This is a genomic window from candidate division KSB1 bacterium (assembly GCA_034521575.1).
In the GTDB taxonomy this organism is placed as follows: domain Bacteria; phylum Zhuqueibacterota; class Zhuqueibacteria; order Residuimicrobiales; family Krinioviventaceae; genus JAXHMJ01.
The window spans coordinates 643,877-666,063 of record JAXHMJ010000005.1; the positions used below are offsets into that span (position 1 = coordinate 643,877).

Genomic DNA, 22,187 nt, shown 5'->3' on the forward strand with positions numbered 1-22,187 from the left:
TTACGCCATACTCTATCTGCCTGAGTAAATTGCGAGCTGAATATGTCTGAACCTGTTTTAAAGGAAATCACTCTCGGCGCCATGCTCGACACCGCCATTGTGAATTATCCCGATCATGATGCTGTGGTCTATGCAGACCGCGATTTCCGCCTGACCTATCAGGAATTCGGAAACGTCGTTGACAAACTGGCCAAAGGTTTGATGGCCCTGGGGATTGAAAAGGGCGAAAAAGTGGCGGTCTGGGCCACCAATATACCCTATTGGGTGGCTCTGCAATTTGCCACGGCCAAAATCGGCGCCATTTTACTCACAGTCAACACCCACTACCGCAATGCCGAATTGGAATATCTGCTGCAGCAGTCCAAAGCGGAAAATCTGTTTCTCATCGACGGCTGGGGCGATATCGACTATCTGCAGACCATCACTGAGCTGGTTCCGGAACTGAAAACCCAGCAGCGCGGTTATCTGAAAACAGACCGGTTTCCGCATCTCAAACGCCTGTTTTTCCTCGGACCGGAAAAACATCGCGGTTTGTATTCGATTCCCGAGCTCATGGCCATGAGCGTCATGGTCAGTGACAGGGATTATCAGCAGCGGCAGGCCGTTCTCGATCCGCATGATGTGGTGAATATGCAGTATACATCCGGAACCACGGGGTTTCCCAAAGGCGTGATGCTCAGCCATTACAACATTGGCAACAACGGCTACTGGATCGGTGAATGTCAGCGCTTTACCCATCAGGACCGGGTCTGCATTCCGGTGCCGCTCTTTCATTGTTTTGGCTGCGTGCTGGGTGTACTCGCCTGTGTCAGCCACGGCGCCGCCATGGTGTTTGAAGAATCCTTTAATCCCGTTGATGTCATGTATTCCGTGGAAGCCGAAAAATGCACAGCGCTCTATGGTGTGCCCACCATGTTTATCGCTATACTGGATCATCCCCTGTTCAATAAATTTGATTACACCAGTCTGCGAACCGGTATTATGGCCGGCTCGCCCTGCCCCATCGAACGCATGCGCCAGGTCATCAACCGCATGCACATGCCCGAGATCACCATCGCATACGGACTGACCGAAGCTTCACCGGTGATCACCCAAACCCGGCCGGACGATGATATCGAATTGCGCGTGACTACGGTGGGTCGTGCGCTGCCGGGGATTGAGCTGAAACTCGTTGATCCGGAAACCGGTAAAAAATCTGACAGGGGTGAAATCTGCTGCCGCGGTTACAATGTCATGAAAGGCTATTATAATCAACCGCAATCCACCGCAGAGGTCATTGATGAGGACGGCTGGCTGCATTCCGGTGACCTGGGCACAATGGATAAAACCGGCTATTTGAGCATCACCGGACGCAAAAAGGATATGATCATTCGCGGCGGGGAAAACATTTCACCGCGGGAAATTGAAGAGTTTATTTACGGTATGGAAAACGTGCAAAATGTGCAGGTCGTCGGCGTTCCCAGCTCCAAATACGGTGAAGAGGTCGGCGCGTTTATTATACGCAAACATGGCAGCGATCTTGAACCTGAGGATATACGTGATTTCTGCCGCGGACAAATCAGCCGGCACAAGATACCCCGATATATCTGGTTTGTCCAGGACTATCCCATGACCGCCAGCGGCAAGATTCAAAAGTACAAACTGGTTGAACAGTCGGCAGAACTTTTGAAACAGCGTAAAAAATAAATCAACGAGTTTCATCAAGCGCCGCAGCCGCCGTTGCATTCGAAAATTCCCCGGACTCCAACCCGACTCTTCCTGAGCAAAAACGCCCGCAATGCGCGCTACAATTTTACTCTTTATTTTATCGAATAGTTTTAACCTGACAGTACGTACTCCAGTACATTCTACAGTACGACAGGCATGCTGACAGTACGTACTACAGTACATTCTACAGTACGTTGACAGAAAGTCAAGTGTTCAGAAAAAAATACAGTTTTCAGTTCGACAATATAATTTGCGACCCGTCAAAATTAAAGCTCTAAATAGATATCTCAAAGATGCAACTCCATGAGTCAAATCCATGTACATGCACAATCTCCACGCCAGAGGGAACAGTTAAAAACCAACCGCTAACGGCTTAATCTCATTCCTATATTTTTAAAAGGGGAAAGACTCCCCCTCGCTGCAGCCAGGCTGTCTTCCGCTCCCCCCTCTGTTTTCATATCGTGCGGCTATGGCGGAACCTGCGGACTCAGCGATGCGGAGCATCATTGTCTGAATCATGCAAGTCGGAGGCGACAGACGTTCCCCCTGAATTGGGAACGAGATAATAGCTCCGCCTCCGTTGGCGCCCGGGCCGCCGATCAAAATCAATCATACAACACAAGCGCAAAAACTCTGCTACGATCCCATTCAAACATCAACCACACAACCAAAATCACCAAACATTCCAGCCCCAACGGGACGGCATAAAAAAGCTCCGGGCAGCGCCCGGAGACCCGACACCAATCCGAATCAGAACCCCCTAACCCTCCAATACCCGAAGCGATGCCCCGGGCTGGACTCTTCACGCCTCCGTTGGCGCCCGGGCCGCCGATCAAAATCAATCATACAACACAAGCACAAAAACTCCGCTACGATCCCATTCAAACATCAACCACACAACCAAAATCACCAAACATTCCAGCCCCTACGGGGCGGCATAAAAAAGCTCCGGGCAGCGCCCGGAGACCCGACACCAATCCGAATCAGAACCCCTAACCCTCCAATACCCGAAGCGATGCCCCGGGCTGGGCTCTTCACGCCTCCGTTGGCGCCCGGACCGCCGATCAAAATCAATCATACAACACAAGCACAAAAACTCCGCTACGATCCCATTCAAACATCAACCACATAACCAAAATCACCAAACATTCCAGCCCCAACGGGGCGGCATAAAAGCTCCGGGCAGCGCCCGGAGACCCGACACCAATCCGAATCAGAACCCCTAACCCTCCAATACCCGAAGCGATGCCCCGGGCTGGGCTCTTCACGCCTCCGTTGGCGCCCGGACCGCCGATCAAAATCAATCATACAACACAAGCACAAAAACTCCGCTACGATCCCATTCAAACATCAACCACATAACCAAAATCACCAAACATTCCAGCCCCAACGGGGCGGCATAAAAAAGCTCCGGGCAGCGCCCGGAGACCCAACACCAATCCAAACCAGAGCCCTGAAGGGGCGATATCAGCCGCAATGACCGCACAATCCCAACCTGTTGCACACAAAACTTGCACAACCGCAACCGTTCAAGCGCGACAACTTAACAGACAATTTGTATCAAAGGTAGCAGTTAAAGGCAATCCTCATCGCCCTAATCCGATTTATACGTATAATCTCTGATCATTTATACGTACACTTTGGCCAGTTTCACACTTTGCCATGCAGCTCCATACCATGGAACCACGAAAAAACACGAAATACTCGAAAACAGCTCCTGCTCCCACCAGATCGCAACAACTGATCCTGTATCTGACGAGGAACATCTAGTATAAGCCATATAAGCTAAAATGTATTTCAGAGAAATAATAAATGCATATTGTAGGCTGATTTTTAACGTGTCTAATAATCTGTATACAAAAGTCAATTCGATGTTCCTACTTTCCTGTAAAAGTATTATATTTTTGTGCATAAATTAAAAATATCGCAAACTCGTTTAAAATATTCAGCTTTTCTACCCCACCCCACTACTCGGGCTTGACGCTGAATTCGTGAAACGGTTTACCGGCTTTGGGTGGATTGGCCAGAGTAACGTCCACGGGTTCATCGCGTTCATATTCCTCGATATCATAAAGCGCATGAAACTGCGGCGCGCGCAGAAAGGAATCGGCATTTTCAGGATCGTTGAAATCTAAAAACTTTTTCGACAGCAGGCTGCAGGACTGGCGGCTTTTTCGCCGGTTGTCCTGATAAAAATATAACAGATATTCGAAAAAAACGCGATCGACAAGCTGTTTGCTGGATTTTTTTGCTTTTTTCGGCACGAGACTCCTGAAATCAGATTTGCAATTGCTGCAATAAATAATTTATGCGTTCAAACGCATCTCTTTGAATCCGGGAGCGGTCATCCGGATCGCTAATGGCTTTAAAATCGGCGACATGTTTGCATTTTCATTATAAAACCGTTTTCACCGAATGGTGAAAACAGGTAAAATAGTGAAAACAGTCAATCATCAAGACAGACCTTCTCGAATATCCCGCACTCTCTCTCTGCTTGAAAAAATCAACGATTTTCTTAAGCAACATCCACTTCCAGCGATTCCGACAGCAAATCCGTGATCTTGACGCGGATATTGCCGGCGTCTTTGGGCACCGGATACTTGCCTTGAACCCGTTCTTTTTTCTCCGGGATATCCACCACGGACGGTTCCAGAACCGCGCCGTCGTAATAAAAATCAATCATCACCGATTCCACCAGTTGCGCCAGTTATCGACGTTTTCCTTCATAAGCGACAATTTCTGCAGCAGGTTCATGGGATAAAACTGCTCGATCACCAGTTGTCCGTCGCGAATGACCACCTGCGCCTCGGACTCGCGTTTGAACCCCAACTGCGACTTGTCGCGCAGTATATCGACAATTTCAACATTTAGCTGAAACGGTTTCAGCTGTTCCTGCAGCCGCGCTTTTAAATCCGGTTCGTGTCTCATGCAAACGATCAGCAGCCGCTCCACCGGTTGATTCGGGTTTTTGCGCGTGGCGTTTTTCAAAGGCCTTGTAATCAAATCCGGTGATCAGAGAGATCGTGTGTTCCACCAGCGTCAGCGTCTTCTCCGACCCGGGACCGGCAATGATCAGCACCGGTCCTTCGGTGGTCTGCACCGCCTGCTGCTGGCTGCGGGTCAGGCGTGGATATGCCGCTGTATCCTCAATCATAGGCCACCCTGTCTAAACATGACCTGCGGGTGTCAACACACCGGCCTGCTGCCGTAGCCTTGCTGTCGTATCTCTTTGAGCTGCAAATAGACATGCTGCGCGTCCCGTCCCTGTTTTCCCGGACCCTGTTACAATGAGAAAAGCCTTCCCCGGCATTAGCGTTGGAATGTTTGGATAACATAGTGAATTGCAAGGAGCTTTTCAAGGGATTTTCGCATAAATCTTAATACTAGTGTCATGTCACATCTGTAGTGTCGGGTAAAGACGCTTGAGTTTTATGCGAGAATCCTTTGTTGTAAATTGCCAATTAATTTTTGCATTCATTTGATTCCGGTGATTTTCCCAAGCATAGCATTCTCGGATCACGGTAGATATGTTGTCGATTCTCCTGTTTAGGCATTGACCATTTAAAACATTTAATTCAATTTCTGCCATATTTAACCAGCTACCATGCTTTGGAGTAAAGATAAATTGAAATCTATCGAGCAACTGTTTTGCCTTTTCTGGTGCGAATGCTTCATACAGCGAACCTGGCTTATGTGTACCATAGTTATCCATAACCAGGGTTATCCTTTTGGCTTTTGAGTAGTGGTTGGCGATTGTTTCTACAAAGCGAGCCCAATCTGTTTTGGTTTTTTTTGTTGTAACCTCGATAAACCGTTTACCTGATAATGGCTCATTGGCGAGAAAAATATTGCAGACTCCACAGCGTTCGTATTCATAATCATACTTTGCAATACTTCCTGCAGAGGCCGCTATGGGCAAACGCGTTTCTTTTATCAATTGTTTAGGAGATTCGTCCATGCAAACAACTGGAAACTCTTTGTTGTATGACTTTTTGTAAATATCAAGAACGATTTCCATGTTGGCGACAAAATCGCTGTTCTGCTTAGGTGGAATTACCCACCCTTTTTGCGCCACGGCTTGATTTCGTTTTTTTTAGTACGCGACGAATGGTCTCATGTGACAATATCGTCAACATAATTTAACTCAACAACCTTATCAGCAAGCAGCCGGAGCGACCATCGCGAAAAGCCTTCAGGAGGTTCACTGCAACTTAAAGCAATTAAATGGGCTTCAAAATCTCCATCAGCTTTTCTTTCGTAAGCGCGTTGCCCTTTGGTACCATTTAATGCAATATCGAGGCCTTGTTCAACAAAACATTTTTTGACACGATCGATTTTGCGCATACTGATTTTTAAGACGCTGGCAACATCCTTGTTCTTTAATGGTTTGTCTTGATAGTCACCTTCATCACAGTTTAACAGTATGAGAGCGTTTAGAACCTTTTGCGATCGATGCTTGCCCTTCTGTGTTATTGAAATCAACTTTTGACGCTCTTCTTGAGTTAGAGTTACTTTGTACTTTTTCATATCACCTCCATCAATCAATTCGTTGATGGAGTTAATATACAAATTATTTTACGACATTACAAGTGTGACATGACACTAGTGCAACTGCAAATTCATCTCATTTCACTGTTTCCAATTTTTAATACTTTTCGTCCATTTGCATTGGGATTCGGAAGAAAAATAATTAACACAACCATAAAATCTATTGTTAGGATTATTCTTGATTCGTTGAACATATATTATACCGTCACAGTTTTTTTCCTGACAGGGTTCGCCCATTAGATTCTTCCCCCGCAGCAAATTGTATAATTCATATCTATCATAAACTTCTTTTGCTGTTTCTTCTCCTTTTAATCTTTTCATATATTCTGTGCTATTGTTATGACTTAGAATGTTAAGACTTCCACTCCATTCAATTCGTTTATCAATAATCGCAATTTTCTCATGCATGTATTCTCTGAATTTTATCTTTACTCCCAGTGAAGCTACAGATTTCATGGCTTTTATTGCATTCTGTTTCATACTTTTAGGCTGTTCGCCCGGTGGTTTTGTTATGAAAAAGACATCCACATTCTTTTCAATAAGCGCTTTTAGATTTTTAAATAGCTTCCCCGTACGATTTGTTGTGATAAAGGGACTAAAGATTATAATCTCCTTTTGCACGGACATCATATCATTAAGGAAATATGGCCAAAATTCATCATTATCACAGGATTCTATAGAAGGAGCTGGCTTTTCTGGATCAAACTTTTGGATCCATTGATCAAAGCTTTCCTCCCTGATATCATTAAATATTTCTGACGTATTTTTTATGACACCGCTTTTTTCACAATGGTTGATGACCTTTTTCACCAAACAATCTTTGTTGAATTTATTCTGTATATAATCCTTATTGCCAACAATGTACAATTTCTTTTCAGCGCGCGTCATGGCTACATTTATTAATACCCTTGCCGACTCTTTGTTATTAAACTCGTTAATCATAGACCATCGTTTTGCACCTTTTCCTTCTACCAGATCAAAGATAATGATAGTTTCTTCTCCGCCCTGAAAACTATGCACTGTATTAATTCTAAGATTATTATCAAGAATATCTTTATCTCTGGCCATTCGCTGTATCAGTCTTGCTTGATTTTTATAGGGTGTAATAATGCCAATACTCAAGTCATGATGGTTGTGATTCGTGATCAAGGACTCTGCCAATGAAATGCACATTGACGCACTGATCACATTAAATCGTCCCCGATTCAATTGTCCGCACCATGGATCATGCGGGGATGTATCGATAAAACAAATTGGCTTTTCACCCGAAATGCTATCATGAAATATTTTATTTTCAGTGCCGTGTGCGTCTATGATTTTATCATCATAGATATATTTTCTTGGTATTTCAGATATTAATGGGTGCATCCGGTATTGATATTTTAACAAATTTACTTTATCAGGTGTCGCTTTTTGCACATCATCCAGATTCAGAACATTAAATATATGTCGTTTTAACCATTTAACCCCAATGTCTGTATCATTTATACAGATAGGAGGAAGTTGGTTGAAATCTCCGACAATTGTTGTACCCAATTTTGCCATGGCCGCTGCCCAAAACAACATCGGCAACGGCGACATACTGGCCTCGTCAAGAACAAGCACATCAAAATCAACACCCTCCAGTTCCTTGGAGGTATAGGTTTTTGTCAACGTAGTGGCCACCAGCTTTGATTCCCATAAAATTGTTTTTCGCAACTCTTCGATTTTTTGATCAATCTCTCTTATTTCTTTAGTAATAGATTCTTTAATCCGGTTCAAAGATGCTGTTTTCTCTTTAATCTCTGTTTTATTGTGTGTATCCAGATTCAAGGCGTCTAATTTTGAAATGAATTTCTCTTTGACCGCATTGTTTAATTTTATATTTTCCTTATTATTATCCAGTAAATGCTTTAAATCGTTTATTTGAGCATTGATTTTATGTAATTTTTCACGTGAGGTCTTTATATCTTTTTCTATTTCTTCAGGCTTTAATCCATAAAATACTTTTTTAAATCCGCCAGCCTGTCTGGCTTTATGCAATTTAGTCCTTTGTTCATTCAATGTTTTGGTTATTGCTGCTTTGATTTTTGATTGATCATCAATAGTCTTGGCATATTCCTCATAGTCCTGCGTCAATTTTTCATCTTTTGTTTTTCGATTGTCAATCTCTGTAATAATGCTCAATGCGTATTCGAATAATTTACATTGTTTATCAATTCCAGCAATTTCATTTTGTAAATCAATCTTTTTGCCTCTGAGCTCCTTTGACCGCTGCTCGACAATATTATCGATTAATACCAGGGGATAGTTTTTCTCAAAAAACCCCAGTTTTTCGGCTTTGGGAGTTCCAATTCGAACCAGTTTGCCTTCGCGGTAAAATGAATCCTTTGTCTCAGAGGCTACTTTTTCCAATGCCTGATCAACAGCATTATTGGCATGCGATACCAATAATACCCTTCGATCCAATTTTATATGGCATTCTATCGCTTTTGCAATTGTCACCGTTTTTCCCGTTCCCGGAGGTCCCCAAATGACTGAAACAGAGTCTGACAAAGATGACAAAAGTGCGTTTTGCTGAGAATCATCCAGCCCTGTATTTCCTGCAAAATTTTCATCAGACAAGATGGATTCATCATACTTTATTTTTTCACACTCCCCATTGAATAGCTTTTTTGCACGATCAAAGTTTTTTCCATTATTCAGATTTTTTTCATATTTCTTTTTTAATATTTCCAGTAAATACCAGGTATTGGTTTTCAATACAGCATTGGGTATTCTTTCACCCAGATTTTCTGCAATAGCAATCTGCACACTCTGATCGACAACAGAAATAATAGAGCAGTCATATTCATGATCATTGATTTCAATTTTAGCAGGGGTATCATCCAGAACAATTAGAATATTTTCAACTGCAAATTGATAAATAATAAAATTAGCTGACTTTTTGATATATTTGCCCCTGAATAGCCTATAATTGTTACCGGCCTTGCCTTTTTTGAGAGCAGAAATCTCACTATCAAGCGCCTGTATAAATTCATTGATGATAGACATGAAATGTAATATTCCGTGTATGGTTAGTGTAATCTGGATTCAATATCGGTTTTCTGTTTATGCTTATAAAATAAAATTAATATTTTTCATGTGAATAATGTAATATATCATCAAGTGTTACATCAGAAAGCCATTTTTTAACAGGAATCAATCTCCCATCTTTAACCAAACCATCGTATCTATGCCACATTGCACTCTTTGAGTGACGTTTAATCGTTTCTTCAGGATTTTCATGCAAAAGAACAAGACGTTTTTTTCTGGATGATAATATCCATTGGAACAATTTCCCATTTATACCTTTATCATTCCACCCATAACCTGACATGATCATAAGGTCATGCTTTCTCATGACGTTTTCAAAAATGCAATGAATAATTGAAAAAATTCCAAAATAATAATCAGATACTTTATTCATAGTTCCGGTAAGAAATATTGGTGTTGTGTCTAGGGAATGCAAAAAAATACCATGTTCATTTTTACAATGATGATTGTCTGCATGTAAAATTGATCCGTATCTGTCAACCGTTTGTATATCATTATTTACTTTTATTTCTTCTCGAAATCTATACCAGTTAATAGAACCATGCAATTTAAGCAAGAATATTTTTATCGAGTGATCATCAAAACAGTCTGGTTCAAACCATCTTATATCACCTTTTGCTTGACCGAATCCATCTATGAATTCCAAATTATTTTTTTCCAATTCTTTCTCTATCAGCAAATCATGGTTTAACGTTACAATGTCTAATTTATCTGCATTTTCTGCCAATTTGGGTACGAGTGATAAACCTTCTGGCTCTTTATTGGTGTAAAGAGAATGATGAACAACACAATTAATAAAACCTAAATTGATCGATTTATAAGGGCACCAAATAAAACCGGCGCAAAATGTTGCCGGTGCCGTCTTTTTCTATTTGTTTTCATCTGAAATAACTTCTTATTACGCAATCAACCTTGCTTTTTGAACTGATTTTTCATTAAAGTCAGAGAATTATCAGTGTAACGGCATACTTCTCCCATTGTTTAGCTCTTTAATACGATTAATTTTTATTATGTTTTACGTCACAAATGCGGGTTCATACTCCTCAATGAATGACCATAATTTTAAAATCTTCAGGGAATCATAGACTGTCTGTGTTACCCTTAGTATAATTTTTCCGCCTGTTGTCACAATTTTGGCTGCAAAATCAATCATGATCCGACGAAAGGTATTGGGGTAAGCGGTAACTGGTACTGCTTCACAGGGGATGTCCCTTTTATATGCTTCAAAAAGAAAATGGCTGATGATCATCAAATAGTAAAAAACTCTATTCATACCGAAACGCTTAAATGGTAACTGTTCTCTTCCAGCAAATTCTTTCTGTGATCGGTGTACTAATTCAGCTCTACCTCGACTGTGGTTTAACTCGATAATCTTTTCGGCCTTGAGATAATTGCCACTACCAGCATTGATTAGTTTTTCATCCAGCTCACTGTTTCGGCCTATATTGGTATAGATTACTGAATCCGGTTGTGCAAAATCAAATAAGAGTTGACCATTTTCCTCAGCTTTCTGAGAGGTAAAAATACAACGGCGAAATGTCTTCCATGATTTGAGGCGATTAGCAAATTCGACAAAAGTCCATGTCTGTCTATAAGAACGAAAAGCATCATAACTAAGATTGTTAACATATTGTTTAATATCGTTATATATTTTCCCGGCACAAACATAATGAATACCAAGGCGTTGTTCAAAGAACCGAAAGTTCTGGTCATCCATAAAACCACTGTCTGTTAGCAGAATGATTGGAACATCTTTATAGCGACGTCGAATAGCTTTGACCAGACGCCCCACTGACTTTATAAAGTCGCTGCCATGATTACAATGAACATCTCCGGCTCGGAACAGCGCATCAACAACATAAGGCCCCCAACTAATTTGCATAGGCTGGAATCCTTTTTTATTTTTATAGGTCACATTTGAGCCTTCACGCTTTTTAGCGCCGTCATTGTCGAAAACTACGCTGTCACCAAAAAGAATAACTTCTTTGGGTTGTTCAATAATAAGTCGCCAAATAAACATCTCCAACAAAAGAGACCGAAATATCATTTGCCCAACAAAACTGAACTTGCGAAACATCCTTTTGATTTGATGGGATGTTGCCATTTGTTCCGGGCGATTTTCGAGCACGGCAGCATAGGCTTCATCGTTTTTTCGACGATCAAAAGAACAGATTGACATATCCGTACCATCAATAAACCAAGCAAAAAGCTGTTTGACAAACTGACGGTATCCCAGTCCTTTAGAAGAGCCTTTTAAAAAGCTAAAAACGTTTTCAAATAGAGAATAGAATCGAATTTGGTCAATATATCTAAGAAAAAACAACAGACCACCACGACCGCTAATTTTATCTTTTGTGATCTCAATTTTTGATATTTTAGGTTGCGTTGTATCGGTTTTTTTCTGCATATTATGGCTACCTTTTGGGTTTTGTTGTTATTCTTTTTATTGGTTACACAACTAAAATAATAACAAACTATTATAAACCCAAAAGGTTTTTTATTTTTTTAAAAACCGCTCAATTTAGGTAAAAGTTAAAGAATCAGAGGCCAAAGAAGATATAGTGATTTTTCTATTAATTGGATCTTTAGAAGTTAATAAATGTTGTGATTTTTCAGAAATCTGATCCACAAACAATTGTACTGCTGGATTATCCACTTCATTTGTTTCATTTTCATAGATTTGTTGACAAATATAATATAAATCCTCATATGTTGTTTCTGATCGATCTCTTTTCATAAAATAACTATCAGAATATTCTTTGATTATACTTAAAAATTTCTGCAAATTTTTAGTAATATCAATTTTATCAAATAAAGGAGTCGAATTAGGGCCAGAATAAAACGCCTGATCTGTATGCCTGTGCCACTTTTTATTAAAAATCGCATCGGTTATAGATTTTGTATCAGGCAGCTTGGATTTAAAAGATACGCCGGAGCCCAAAAATAATAAAGCATCCATATACAAACACTTTCCTTTGAGGATATTATATTGACAAGCTCACTTTATTCTCACATTATGTATTGCGTTTATTGATCAAATTATATCAAGCAATATTGTGCTTGGCATCTTGATAGCACGGGATAGAGTTCTATATAAAAAAAGCACAATAATCTATACATCTGATTCTATTGTGCTATTAAGTTAATCCATATTATAAAACCCCACCAGACTTTCATTTGAAAATAACAAATAACAAATCAATATGCAACTGTATTTAAAAAAAGACTCTCAAAAATTAAATAGAATATTTTGATCGATGAATAACTTGCATTCATACAATCATCCTCTTTTTCAAAAATAACTCAAATAACTATAAAGTTACTTTAAAATTTCACGTTAAATCCTATAGCATCCACTGAACACAATGGATGTTGTTAAACAATTTTACGAAACACTGTTTATATTAGACTTGAATGGTTTAGCGCTTGAAAAATAACAACATTTCACAACATGTCACATTCATGCTGATGAGACCGGCATAGACCTATTTTGCAAAAGGACTTGCTGCTTGACAAAGGATTTCACAGCGGAATGATGCACAGTCTGTAAAAATGGAATCATGAAAAAATGAATAAAACAGAAAGGCAAGTTAACCGATCTGATGAACATAGGCTATAATGATTTGCGGGTGCAGAAACCTTTTTTATTTTTCAAGCGTTTTTTGTATGTTATTATGTATTTCATATGAAAAAAGGAGTCAATGATGCAACTTACTTTTGATATTCCTGAAAAAGATCTGGCTGAATTTGGCAAAGATACCATTCAACAGGAAATTGAAAAGATGTTAAAATGGCTAAAAATCAAACACTCTTTTAAAAAAATATCAGCCCATGTGCAAGAATTAGATCATTCTTCCTATTATCAGGAATTAAAAAAAATAAGAGAAGAAACATGGCAGGAGTATAAAAAGGATATCGACCTTTGAAAGTCGTCCTGGATTCCAATATTTTATTTTCTGCGCTGATTAGCGGCAAAGAATCTTATATTGATATACTAAAGGTATTGGATGTATATGTCCCTGATTTTATTTTTCAGGAATTATCCAAATATAATGAACGAATATTAAAAAAGACAAAATTAAAAACCGAGATTAGTTCCTTTGTAAGACAGCTATTCTCTGAAATCACCGTAATTCCAAAATTTGCTATTTCTAAAGAAAATTACAGAAAAGCAGAAAATCTATGTCAGGATATTGATCCTAAAGATACGGTGTATTTAGCTTTGAGCCTTGAGTTAGATATTCCATTGTGGTCCAATGATAAAGAACTGTTAAATGGATTATCTCAAAAAGGGTATGCAAATATTATTACCACCAAAGAAATATTCAACCAGGTTCTTGGAAAGTCATAGATATGTGTATTTTGCCTTGTGTTTTTTTTAAAAGAGCAGCTCGAATGAATGAGCGTATTTCAATCAATCCTCAAATATGTCACAGCAAGCCTGTCATCAGTGGAACACGGGTTTGGGCAAGTACTATCCCGGGAGCACCGGCCGGTGGTAATACGTTCGAGGAAATACTTGAAGATTATCCGACCCTCTCACGTGAGGATATTCTGGCAGCATTGGAGTTTGAAAGTTTTAAGAAAATCCAGTATCAGTTCGTCTTGTTCGTTTTTGTTCGCTGCTTAAACTAAAATCAGCAGCCAACGAAACGAACGAAACGAACAATATAAATCTGTTGCGAGGGGCAAGAAAGGCAGGAAATTGTAAGAAGAAAAAAAAGAAATAAAAACTGTCAACGTTTTAGGACGATACCTCCCTCTCCCGAACCTCGAACCCCATACCCCATACCTCATCCCGCACACCACAGCCCCCATACCTCGCACCTCATACCGCATCCCACAAACCCCGAATCTCATACTCTCATACTGCTATATCCAATGTCTATAAACAAAAAACGGCCGCCAGAGGATTGAGCTGAGAATTCAAAGCCGGAGCCAAAATAATATCAACTCTACTCTTTTAGCTCCGGCCCCTCAACTTTTCCAACACGTTCAACCAGCTCTCTGTCCCAGCTTGAAGCCAGCATTTATCATTCTGCTGCGGGACTCGCCGAACTTGAAAGACGTTGTCTGTATAGTATTTTTTAAGTCCAGAGATGTTGCAAAGGGAGTGAATTTTTTTGGAACTTTTTCCTTCATCAGTGCAAACGTATCCACTCCCTTTATCGATTAATAGTCCTCCAACCCCTGAAAACCAAACACCCTATCTTTTTCATATCATCATACACCAAGAAATTTCAATATTTCATTTTTAAACGGCGCGGATGGCTGGGCGCCGAGTTTGGTAACCGATAATGCGGCGGCTGTATTTGCAAAAACAACAGCATCAGATAACTGTTTTTTCTCTGACAAGGCTACAGCAAGTGCGCCGTTGTATACATCACCGGCAGCTGTGGCATCCACAGCTTTCACAGACTTTGCCGGTATCATACCACTAAATGATGCGTCAGATACATAGGCTCCCCTGGCTCCCATTGTAATAACAACAGTACTCACTCCTTTTTGGTGCAGAATATCCGCAGCTTGTTTTGCACTGGGTTCATCTTGAACAGCAACACCTGTCAGGAGCTCCGCTTCAGATTCATTTGGGGTTAAAATGGTAATCAAAGACAGCAACTCATCTGAAAGAGGCTGAGCCGGAGCGGGATTCAGGATAATATCAACGCCGTGAGATTTAGCCAATTTAGCAGCAGCGACAACTGTTTCAATCGGAATTTCGAGCTGCATCACCAGGATACCGGCATCGGCAATAACCGACTCTGCTTTTTTGATATCTAGCGGTGACAAATTAGCATTGGCGCCTGAGGCCACAGCAATACTGTTTTCTCCGTCTTTTGCAACAAATATTTCAGCAATACCGGAAGGAGCATCCGGATCTTTGAAAACATAATCAATATTAAGATTATCCTTCTTAAATCCCTCCAGGGCTTTTTCACCAAACATATCCATACCTACCCGGGTCACAAAGGCGACTTGTCCCCCGGCTCGTGCAGCAGCCACAGCCTGATTCGCCCCCTTTCCGCCTGCGGCTGTAGAGAATTTGCCACCGAGAATCGTTTCTCCCGGTTTGGGAATTCTGGGGACCTGGACAATCATGTCCGTATTTGAACTTCCGACCACCACAATATTCATCATATTCCACCTTTAGTTTTCAATCGAGATATTCAATGGATAAACTACCGGACATTTTTTAAAAAAATGTCCGGTAAGAGACAATATCAAGCTACTCTGGCATAGATAATGAGCCCGAGACCAATGACAAAAAAGATAAACATCAATGTAATCAATGGTTTTGTGCCTTTGGGAGCGTTCCTGAATTCTTTCCAGATAAACACACCCCAAAGCGCGGCGATCATGGTCGCGCCCTGACCCAGACCGTAAGAAATCGCAAAGCCTGCTTCACCCGCTGCAATAATATTAAAAGACATACCAAGGCTCCAGATAACACCGCCCAGTATCCCGATAAGATGCAGCCGGGGGTTGCCCTTGATAAAATAATCACGATAGGCAACAGGTTCACCGGCAACCGGTTTGCGCATCAAAATAGTGTTGAAAATAAAATTCGACAGCAAGAGTCCCACTGAAAAAACCACCACAGCAGTATAAGGTGTCATTTTTCCGGCAACAGGATTGACAAAATCCGTGGACATGGAAGCAGCCACAAATCGGTAGAAAAATCCCATAGCCACTCCTGCGACGATGGAGAAGATCAGTCCTTTGGCCGTGGACTTTTGCTCATCTGCTCCGGAAGACAGTTTCTTATATGCCACAGCATCAAGAATGATTGCAGCCACAACGCAGGCCACACCGATAAATAAAACAACGGGATTGCCGACCGGTACGGCGATATAGTTGGTGATCACACCGATAGCCAGGGCCAACCCGATACCGACAGGAAATGCTACGGCCATACCGGCAATATCAATGGCAACCACGAGCAGAATATTGGCAAAATTAAACACAATGCCGCCCACAAACGCGGAAGTCAATGCGCCTCCGCCGGCCTGGGCCAAATCAGGCAGAAATGAGCGGCCTGCGCTCCCAAAGCTTCCCATTGTAAAGGCCAAAATAACCGACAATAACAGCACACCCAGCGCATAATCCCAGTAAAAAAGCTGAAACCGCCACTCTTTACTGGCGAGCTTTTGAGTATTTGCCCAGGACCCCCAACACAGCATCGTGACAAAACACATTGCCACGGCTATTGCATAAGACTGTACAACGACCATAGTATCCTCCTCAGCGATTTAGTGTTTTGGATGAGCCGGCTTGTCATCATATACCACAACATCATTCAGATGAACCAGCACATTCTCGTTTGTATTTTTCAGTTTAATATGAACAGTGTGATTACCTTTGGGCAATTGATATCTCCAAAACGGTGTATTTTTACGTATCACATAGTTTGTCGGAAGCTTTGAAGTCTCGACAAGCTTTCCGTCAATATACATTTCCGCAACAAGTACAACCTCTTTTTCGCCTTTATTTTCAACATAGCCGTTACAGGCAAAACCGATACCGTCAAACTCAAAGGATGCTTCACTCATAAACGTCTTATTCAGACGCTGCCGTTTAACCGGATAATGGCCTTCAAAACCAACTTCCAACCGAACGGCTTTAGGCTGCTGCACGGCTATGGTCACTTGTTCTTTCTTGACTTTGCCGCCGTTTTGCTTGATCAGCTCCAGAGCGTGCTTTAATGAATAGTCATAAGCATCGTTGAGGGAAATAGTGGTATAAGCAAAATCGCGGTCAACGACGCGATCAATCCCCTGTTTCCAATAGTCCGGGATATTATCATACCCGATCATACAGCCAAGGATGCCACCCGCACTGGCGGGATTACAATCAGAATCATCACCCGCCCGGGTGCTGATCGACAAGGTCTTGCCATAATCTCCGTCGCCATACAGCAGGCCCAGCAGAATCCATGCAGCGTTGATTTTTGCATCAATATTAAACGTATTAAACACGCCATTCGGGCAGCCGATATCTTCGCCCCATTTTTCCTGGGTTTTGAACCAGGTCATCTTCCAGTTATCCGGATATTGGTCTGACCATTTGATTACATCCTGCATGCATTTATAAAATTCGCTTTGTTCCGGTATAGTTTTCAATGCTTCATTCACGACATAGTCAATATCATCGGAAACAAATGCCAGTGAATACATGGCGCCCACATACACACCGCCGTACCATCCATCCCCGTAATTCATGATATGTCCGATTTTATCGGAAATTTCGGAAGCGGTATTGACCATGCCGGGTGTCATTAAACCGGCAAAATCAGCTTCAATCTGATAATCAATATCTTCCGAATGCGGATTGTGTAGCCAGTGTCCCGACTTGGGCGGCATAACACCGTTGAGAATATTATAGCGCGCCGCCATATTTGCATGCCAGAGAGGATATTCAGCATTGGCAAAGGCTTTGGCAAAATCTTCGGCCGGGGCATCCAGTCCTTTGTCCTCAAATACCTGGACAAATGTCAAGTCCATATAGATATCATCGTACAAGCCGGGGGCATTGTCATAAAACCACTCCATCAGATCCGCATTCCACTCTATGGGCGTATAATCGTGGATGAATGTACTGCGCCAGTCAAATTCCGTGGGACCGCCGAATGTACAGCCAATGACCTGACCGGCCCAGCCTCCCATAATTTTTTGCTTTAATTCATTCTGCGTCATGGTGACGGATTTTGCATGGATCACAGTGGTCAAAAGCAATAAACACAAAAGAAAAGAGATTAATTGTTTTTTCATGACATACTCCTTGATAAATAATGATTAATTAGTTTATTCTGACCAAATTACTCTAGTCATCTATTTGAATCCAGGTTAAACGCCAGGCACCTTTTTTCTCTCCACCTGCTAAATAATAAGGTAAAAACCAAAGCGGTTCTTTTTTCTCACGTTCAAGTTTTAAAACCGGAGCTTTGTCTTTATCTGTTGATTCTATCTTTAAATACAAAGATGGATCCTGGTCCGGCAGTTTGATCCGTTCTTCGCGCTCTTTGCCGTCAATGAGACCGTCAACAGCGTAAACCAGTGGACCCCGGGTAAAAGCGGCCCAGTTGATTTGATAGATATCCTCTCCCCAATGCAGAGCATGTTCGAGCCGATCATGCCGTTTGACATGCATAGGAAATTCAATGGTTATCTGATCACCGTTTGTCCAATCGCGTACCAGTTTAAAAAACCCGTTTTCCCGCGTTGTTTGGTCAAGGCTCCGGTTATTAATTTTTACCGCTGCATTTTCACTCCAGGAGGGAATGCGTATAAACACAGGAAAATCAGATTCTTTTTCCAGGTTAAGCGTCAGCAAAATATTGCCATCAAACGGGAATCGAGTCTCCTGGGATATAGAAATCAAATTTCCAGTTAATTCAAGCTGTGCTGTGCTCTCGGTATACAGGTTGACCGAAATCCCGTTCTCTCTGATGCTGTAAATCATCGGTGGTATTTCCTCCAAAGCCAGAGCGCCGCTGGAACTGCAGCAGGCTCTAAAGACAGTGCGATGTCTGCAGCCGTTTTCAAAAGAGTGATAGCACCAGCCTTCGCCGTCAGGATACTGCGCACCCAGCAGAGCATTATAGGCGGCGCGTTCGATCATGTCGACATATCGGGCTTTGCCCGTAATTTGATAAAGCTCCCGGTTCATCTGGATCCATGACATGGTATTGCAGGTTTCGACAAATCCATACGGGCTCCAGTATCCCTTGCGGTTAAACACCTCGTAATGTCCGCCCACGCCGCCCCATGGGCTCGCTCCGAGAGTCAGGTGATGCGTGGCAATGCTTTCCCAGGCCTGTTCGACCGCCGTCAGATAATCCAGATTTCCCGTTACTTTATACAATTTTGCAATTCCGGCAAGTGTCCAGCATAGCTGGTAAATTTTACCATCTCCGATTTGCTGAACATCAACATTACGGGCTAATCGTGAAACAACACGCAGTTCTGAACGCTGTTCAGCCTGTTCAATAATGACAGTTGCAAAGTCCAGGTATTTTCTGTCATTTGTTGCATGATACAGCTCAACAACAGCATCTATAAGCACGATACCGGACAAACCATAATGATTGCCGCGATACGCAACACTTTTCCCGGTTTGAAAAAACGTATCATATAAAAGATCTCCCATACGGACTGCGGTATTCAAAACATCCTGATCCGGCCAGTAACGGTTCACCTCCAAAAAACCCAGTATCAGATAAGCATGATTCCAGATATCCCATGTCAGACTGAAATCCCGGCGTTCATCCGATGTGAACCGTACTGCAGGTGAATAGGTGCCAAGATATCCGTTATCATCCTGCTGCTGCATTAAATAATCAACAGTTTGTTTGATTTTATTAATCAATTCTTTGTCATCAGCTCTCACTGCCGCCCGGGAGGCCGTAAACAGCCATTTGCCCACATGTTCGCCGCGCCAGTCTGTGCCCTGGTTCGCTTTGACATTATCCGAATTTTCACAAACCGAATCCCGGCTATAAATTTTAATCAGCCTGCCGTCGTTCCACTCGGGAAAAGTGTGCAGTCGGCCCAGCCGGCTCGCGTCTACAGCTTGTCCCAGCAGCCCGGATATACAGACAGACTGGGGTTCCACCCATTTTATGCAGCAATGCGATTTTGGAACCCAATTCCGGGATTGTGCCCCACTTTGGTTTACAAACAGAACCAGGCCGATTACTATACTGAATTGCAGAGTTGTAAATTTATTTATATGCATGTGCACCACTTTTTTGATTTTTATCACACCATTCAGGAGAATCCCGGGAGCCCTTGTCCGGGGCTCCCGGGTGAGGGAGATAAGAAGTCACTCTCTCAGGTATGGTATCTCATCACTGTTTTTATTTCAATGTTTCATAGCCGGACAGTTCACGGTGAACACTTAATTCCGCGATTGACGTAAAATACGACGGTTCATCGTGCCAATGCGGCGCATGACCGGCCTCTCCAATCATCCGTACAGCTGTGGTTTGCACGGGTTCAAAAGCCAAAATATAATTTACAAAATGTGGCTTGTTATACGGGCCGGGTCGGCCCACCAGCTCGGGATAGATGACCAAATTTTCGACCGACGTCCACTTGCTATTTTGATTTAGATATTGAACATCAAGCGTAGAAAACCAGCCGCCGCTTTCCTCCATGGCTCCAGTACAAAAATTGAGAACGCCAACCGTCTGCTCATCGCGCCATTCATAACCGTAAAAGTCCGTTTTGGGCTGGTGACTGCCGTCAATGCTGTAAAACGTAGAGCCGTCGCCATACCGGACACCGTCCCGAACGGCATCAACCGAATCTGTATAGAGCGAATAGGGTACAGAAAGCCACATGGCATCCCGGGTTAGAACATTTGTATGTCTGACATTGGAAAGAACACGAGTGGCAGACCCGGCAAGATTTCTGTTAACAACACACAATGTTAAAGTTCGCGTTGCGGATGTTTTCCCATCATCTGCCTGGATAGTGATGTTAAAAATACCGGGTTGTGCAGTTTTTCCCGTGACAAACCCGTTGTTCAAAACGATTCCTTCCGGTAATTGACCCTCGATAATTTTCCAGTCTATTGACCCTTGTCCACCTGTAACAAAAACCGTGTAATTTACGTCCTGTCCAACCTCGATAAACGGCATCGGGGCATTCGGAAGTTCCATCGGTACAGAGAAATCAGCGGTTTGATTAATTTGATAGAACCATTGACCGTTCTTTTTTACTTTTTTTCCACCATGAGCAAGAATTATTTTTTCAGCCTGCAACGCCATGCGCTGAGCTGTCGCTCTCAATCCCACATCCGGAAGATCGTGTCGGGAAACATTTTTATAAAAATCATTAAATGGTTCCTGCCATTCCTCAATCGGGTACAACAGATCCCGCGGAATGCCGTCAATCCCGACAATGATGGCAAGCAGACCGGACAGGGTTGCCGCCTGATTGTCGGCGTCAAATCCGATGGCGCAGGATAAATCAAGTGTTTTTTGAAAATTGCCTTCACCATACAACAGCGCCAATATACCGCACGCACCATTCAGATTGGCATTCCAGATGGTTTTCGTATCCAATGGCTCATTATGATAATAGGTCTCGGCCATTTCCTGTCGAGCCGCCTGCCAGTCATCAGGATATTTCTGATGCAGCGTTTTCATATCCTGAACCGTCTGCGCAAATCGGCTGTTCGCAGGCAGCGCCTGGACACCGATATCGATGAGTGTGTTGATATCTGATTCAAAAAATGCTGCAGCGTACATGGCACCATAATGTATCGTCGGTTCAACACCCCAGCCGTCATTGGTAATCCTCGCCGCCCAGTCCGATTTTGCCGTCGCATAATCAATCATACCGGGCGCCGTGACGGCCCAGATTTCATTGACAAGCTGCGGGTCGATCTGAAACCAGTGCGGATTGTAGCGACGCATTCCCGTGACAGGCGGGGTATACCCGTAATGCATGGCGCCCAGGGCAGCCCGATTGGCCAGCCACACCCGGTCTCTGACATGATAAAGCCAGGACTGCGTGAGTTCACTGTATTTCGGATCCGGCCCGTATTTTTCCATTGCCAACAAATACATGTATTCAAAATCGGTATCATCGTCTGAAAATGCACCGTTAATTTGTTCCAGACGATCCAGATTATCTCTGTAACCGTAAGGAAATTCCTCAGGTCCGGGGTCCTGAATATAGGCATTTTCGTGGGGCAGCCCGTAAATATTTCCGACAATTTGTCCCAGCCAGGACGCGTAAATTTTATTCTCGACGTCCTCCACCGGGATTTGTATTTTTTTTGTCCCGCAATTTAACAATAAAATCACGGCTGGAATCAACCAGATCATTTTCTTCATATTTGTCCTATCA

Annotated in this window: 14 protein-coding genes and 2 pseudogenes; 4 read left to right on the forward strand and 12 right to left on the reverse strand. The window is 42.4% G+C overall.

Going from position 1 to position 22,187, the window contains the following annotated elements; translation table 11 throughout:
• The first annotated feature begins 42 nt into the window (after nucleotides 1-42).
• Complete coding sequence (locus U5R06_15765) at nucleotides 43-1,686, forward strand: AMP-binding protein (GenBank protein MDZ7724215.1); 1,644 nt, start codon at nucleotides 43-45, stop codon at nucleotides 1,684-1,686.
• Between the two features lie 1,988 nt (nucleotides 1,687-3,674).
• Here the strand turns inward: U5R06_15765 and U5R06_15770 are convergent.
• The 7 genes and pseudogenes from U5R06_15770 to U5R06_15800 form a co-directional block, all read right to left on the reverse strand.
• A complete protein-coding gene (locus tag U5R06_15770) occupies nucleotides 3,675-3,971 on the reverse strand; it encodes a hypothetical protein (GenBank protein ID MDZ7724216.1) in 297 nt (98 codons plus the stop codon).
• 251 nt (nucleotides 3,972-4,222) lie between these two features.
• A pseudogene (locus tag U5R06_15775) lies at nucleotides 4,223-4,861 on the reverse strand (UvrD-helicase domain-containing protein).
• Nucleotides 4,862-5,101: 240 nt separating this feature from the next.
• Nucleotides 5,102-6,234 (reverse strand): annotated as a pseudogene (locus U5R06_15780) (IS630 family transposase).
• A gap of 102 nt (nucleotides 6,235-6,336) precedes the next feature.
• Nucleotides 6,337-9,288, reverse strand: a complete 2,952-nt coding sequence (locus tag U5R06_15785; GenBank protein MDZ7724217.1) for an AAA domain-containing protein — start codon at nucleotides 9,286-9,288, stop codon at nucleotides 6,337-6,339.
• A gap of 76 nt (nucleotides 9,289-9,364) precedes the next feature.
• The gene (locus U5R06_15790; protein ID MDZ7724218.1) at nucleotides 9,365-10,057 is read right to left on the reverse strand and encodes an SIR2 family protein; all 693 of its coding nucleotides are present in this window, start codon (nucleotides 10,055-10,057) and stop codon (nucleotides 9,365-9,367) included.
• A gap of 288 nt (nucleotides 10,058-10,345) precedes the next feature.
• Nucleotides 10,346-11,737, reverse strand: coding sequence for an IS1380 family transposase (locus U5R06_15795; protein MDZ7724219.1), 1,392 nt, complete (start codon nucleotides 11,735-11,737; stop codon nucleotides 10,346-10,348).
• Between the two features lie 114 nt (nucleotides 11,738-11,851).
• Entirely contained in the window at nucleotides 11,852-12,289 is a 438-nt protein-coding gene (locus U5R06_15800) for a hypothetical protein (protein ID MDZ7724220.1), read from the reverse strand.
• Nucleotides 12,290-13,031: 742 nt separating this feature from the next.
• Between U5R06_15800 and U5R06_15805 the strand changes: the two genes are divergently transcribed.
• From U5R06_15805 to U5R06_15815, 3 genes are read left to right on the forward strand one after another with little or no spacing between them, the layout of a single operon-like run.
• The gene (locus U5R06_15805; GenBank protein ID MDZ7724221.1) at nucleotides 13,032-13,256 is read left to right on the forward strand and encodes a hypothetical protein; all 225 of its coding nucleotides are present in this window, start codon (nucleotides 13,032-13,034) and stop codon (nucleotides 13,254-13,256) included.
• Nucleotides 13,253-13,681 (forward strand): PIN domain-containing protein, encoded by a 429-nt coding sequence (locus tag U5R06_15810; protein MDZ7724222.1) that lies wholly within the window; start codon nucleotides 13,253-13,255, stop codon nucleotides 13,679-13,681. The genes U5R06_15805 and U5R06_15810 overlap by 4 nt, the downstream gene beginning before the upstream one ends.
• A 44-nt stretch (nucleotides 13,682-13,725) precedes the next feature.
• On the forward strand, nucleotides 13,726-13,965 hold the full coding sequence (locus tag U5R06_15815) for a DUF433 domain-containing protein (GenBank protein ID MDZ7724223.1): 240 nt from the start codon (nucleotides 13,726-13,728) through the stop codon (nucleotides 13,963-13,965).
• 588 nt (nucleotides 13,966-14,553) lie between these two features.
• On the opposite strand, the gene rbsK is transcribed toward U5R06_15815, so the two are convergent.
• From rbsK to U5R06_15840, 5 genes are all read right to left on the reverse strand, one after another.
• Nucleotides 14,554-15,468 carry a ribokinase gene (gene rbsK, locus U5R06_15820; protein MDZ7724224.1) on the reverse strand — a complete coding sequence of 305 codons (915 nt, stop codon included), beginning with the start codon at nucleotides 15,466-15,468 and terminating at the stop codon, nucleotides 14,554-14,556.
• 83 nt (nucleotides 15,469-15,551) lie between these two features.
• Nucleotides 15,552-16,562 carry a multidrug DMT transporter permease gene (locus U5R06_15825; GenBank protein ID MDZ7724225.1) on the reverse strand — a complete coding sequence of 337 codons (1,011 nt, stop codon included), beginning with the start codon at nucleotides 16,560-16,562 and terminating at the stop codon, nucleotides 15,552-15,554.
• An 18-nt stretch (nucleotides 16,563-16,580) separates the two neighbouring features.
• Nucleotides 16,581-18,098: an ADP-ribosylglycohydrolase family protein gene (locus U5R06_15830; GenBank protein MDZ7724226.1), complete on the reverse strand. Its 1,518-nt coding sequence runs from the start codon at nucleotides 18,096-18,098 to the stop codon at nucleotides 16,581-16,583.
• Nucleotides 18,099-18,150: 52 nt separating this feature from the next.
• Nucleotides 18,151-20,064, reverse strand: a complete 1,914-nt coding sequence (locus tag U5R06_15835) for a glycoside hydrolase family 127 protein (GenBank protein ID MDZ7724227.1) — start codon at nucleotides 20,062-20,064, stop codon at nucleotides 18,151-18,153.
• 121 nt (nucleotides 20,065-20,185) lie between these two features.
• Nucleotides 20,186-22,174, reverse strand: coding sequence for an ADP-ribosylglycohydrolase family protein (locus tag U5R06_15840; protein MDZ7724228.1), 1,989 nt, complete (start codon nucleotides 22,172-22,174; stop codon nucleotides 20,186-20,188).
• Nucleotides 22,175-22,187 lie beyond the last annotated feature (13 nt).

Coding starts and splice junctions, on each gene's coding strand:
- U5R06_15765 (MDZ7724215.1), top strand. CDS start 43: ATGTCTGAACCTGTTTTAAAGGAAATCACTCTCGGCGCCATGCTCGAC.
- U5R06_15785 (MDZ7724217.1), bottom strand. CDS start 9,288: ATGTCTATCATCAATGAATTTATACAGGCGCTTGATAGTGAGATTTCT.
- U5R06_15795 (MDZ7724219.1), bottom strand. CDS start 11,737: ATGCAGAAAAAAACCGATACAACGCAACCTAAAATATCAAAAATTGAG.
- U5R06_15800 (MDZ7724220.1), bottom strand. CDS start 12,289: ATGGATGCTTTATTATTTTTGGGCTCCGGCGTATCTTTTAAATCCAAG.
- U5R06_15805 (MDZ7724221.1), top strand. CDS start 13,032: ATGATGCAACTTACTTTTGATATTCCTGAAAAAGATCTGGCTGAATTT.
- U5R06_15815 (MDZ7724223.1), top strand. CDS start 13,726: ATGAATGAGCGTATTTCAATCAATCCTCAAATATGTCACAGCAAGCCT.
- rbsK (MDZ7724224.1), bottom strand. CDS start 15,468: ATGATGAATATTGTGGTGGTCGGAAGTTCAAATACGGACATGATTGTC.
- U5R06_15825 (MDZ7724225.1), bottom strand. CDS start 16,562: ATGGTCGTTGTACAGTCTTATGCAATAGCCGTGGCAATGTGTTTTGTC.
- U5R06_15830 (MDZ7724226.1), bottom strand. CDS start 18,098: ATGAAAAAACAATTAATCTCTTTTCTTTTGTGTTTATTGCTTTTGACC.
- U5R06_15835 (MDZ7724227.1), bottom strand. CDS start 20,064: ATGCATATAAATAAATTTACAACTCTGCAATTCAGTATAGTAATCGGC.
- U5R06_15840 (MDZ7724228.1), bottom strand. CDS start 22,174: ATGAAGAAAATGATCTGGTTGATTCCAGCCGTGATTTTATTGTTAAAT.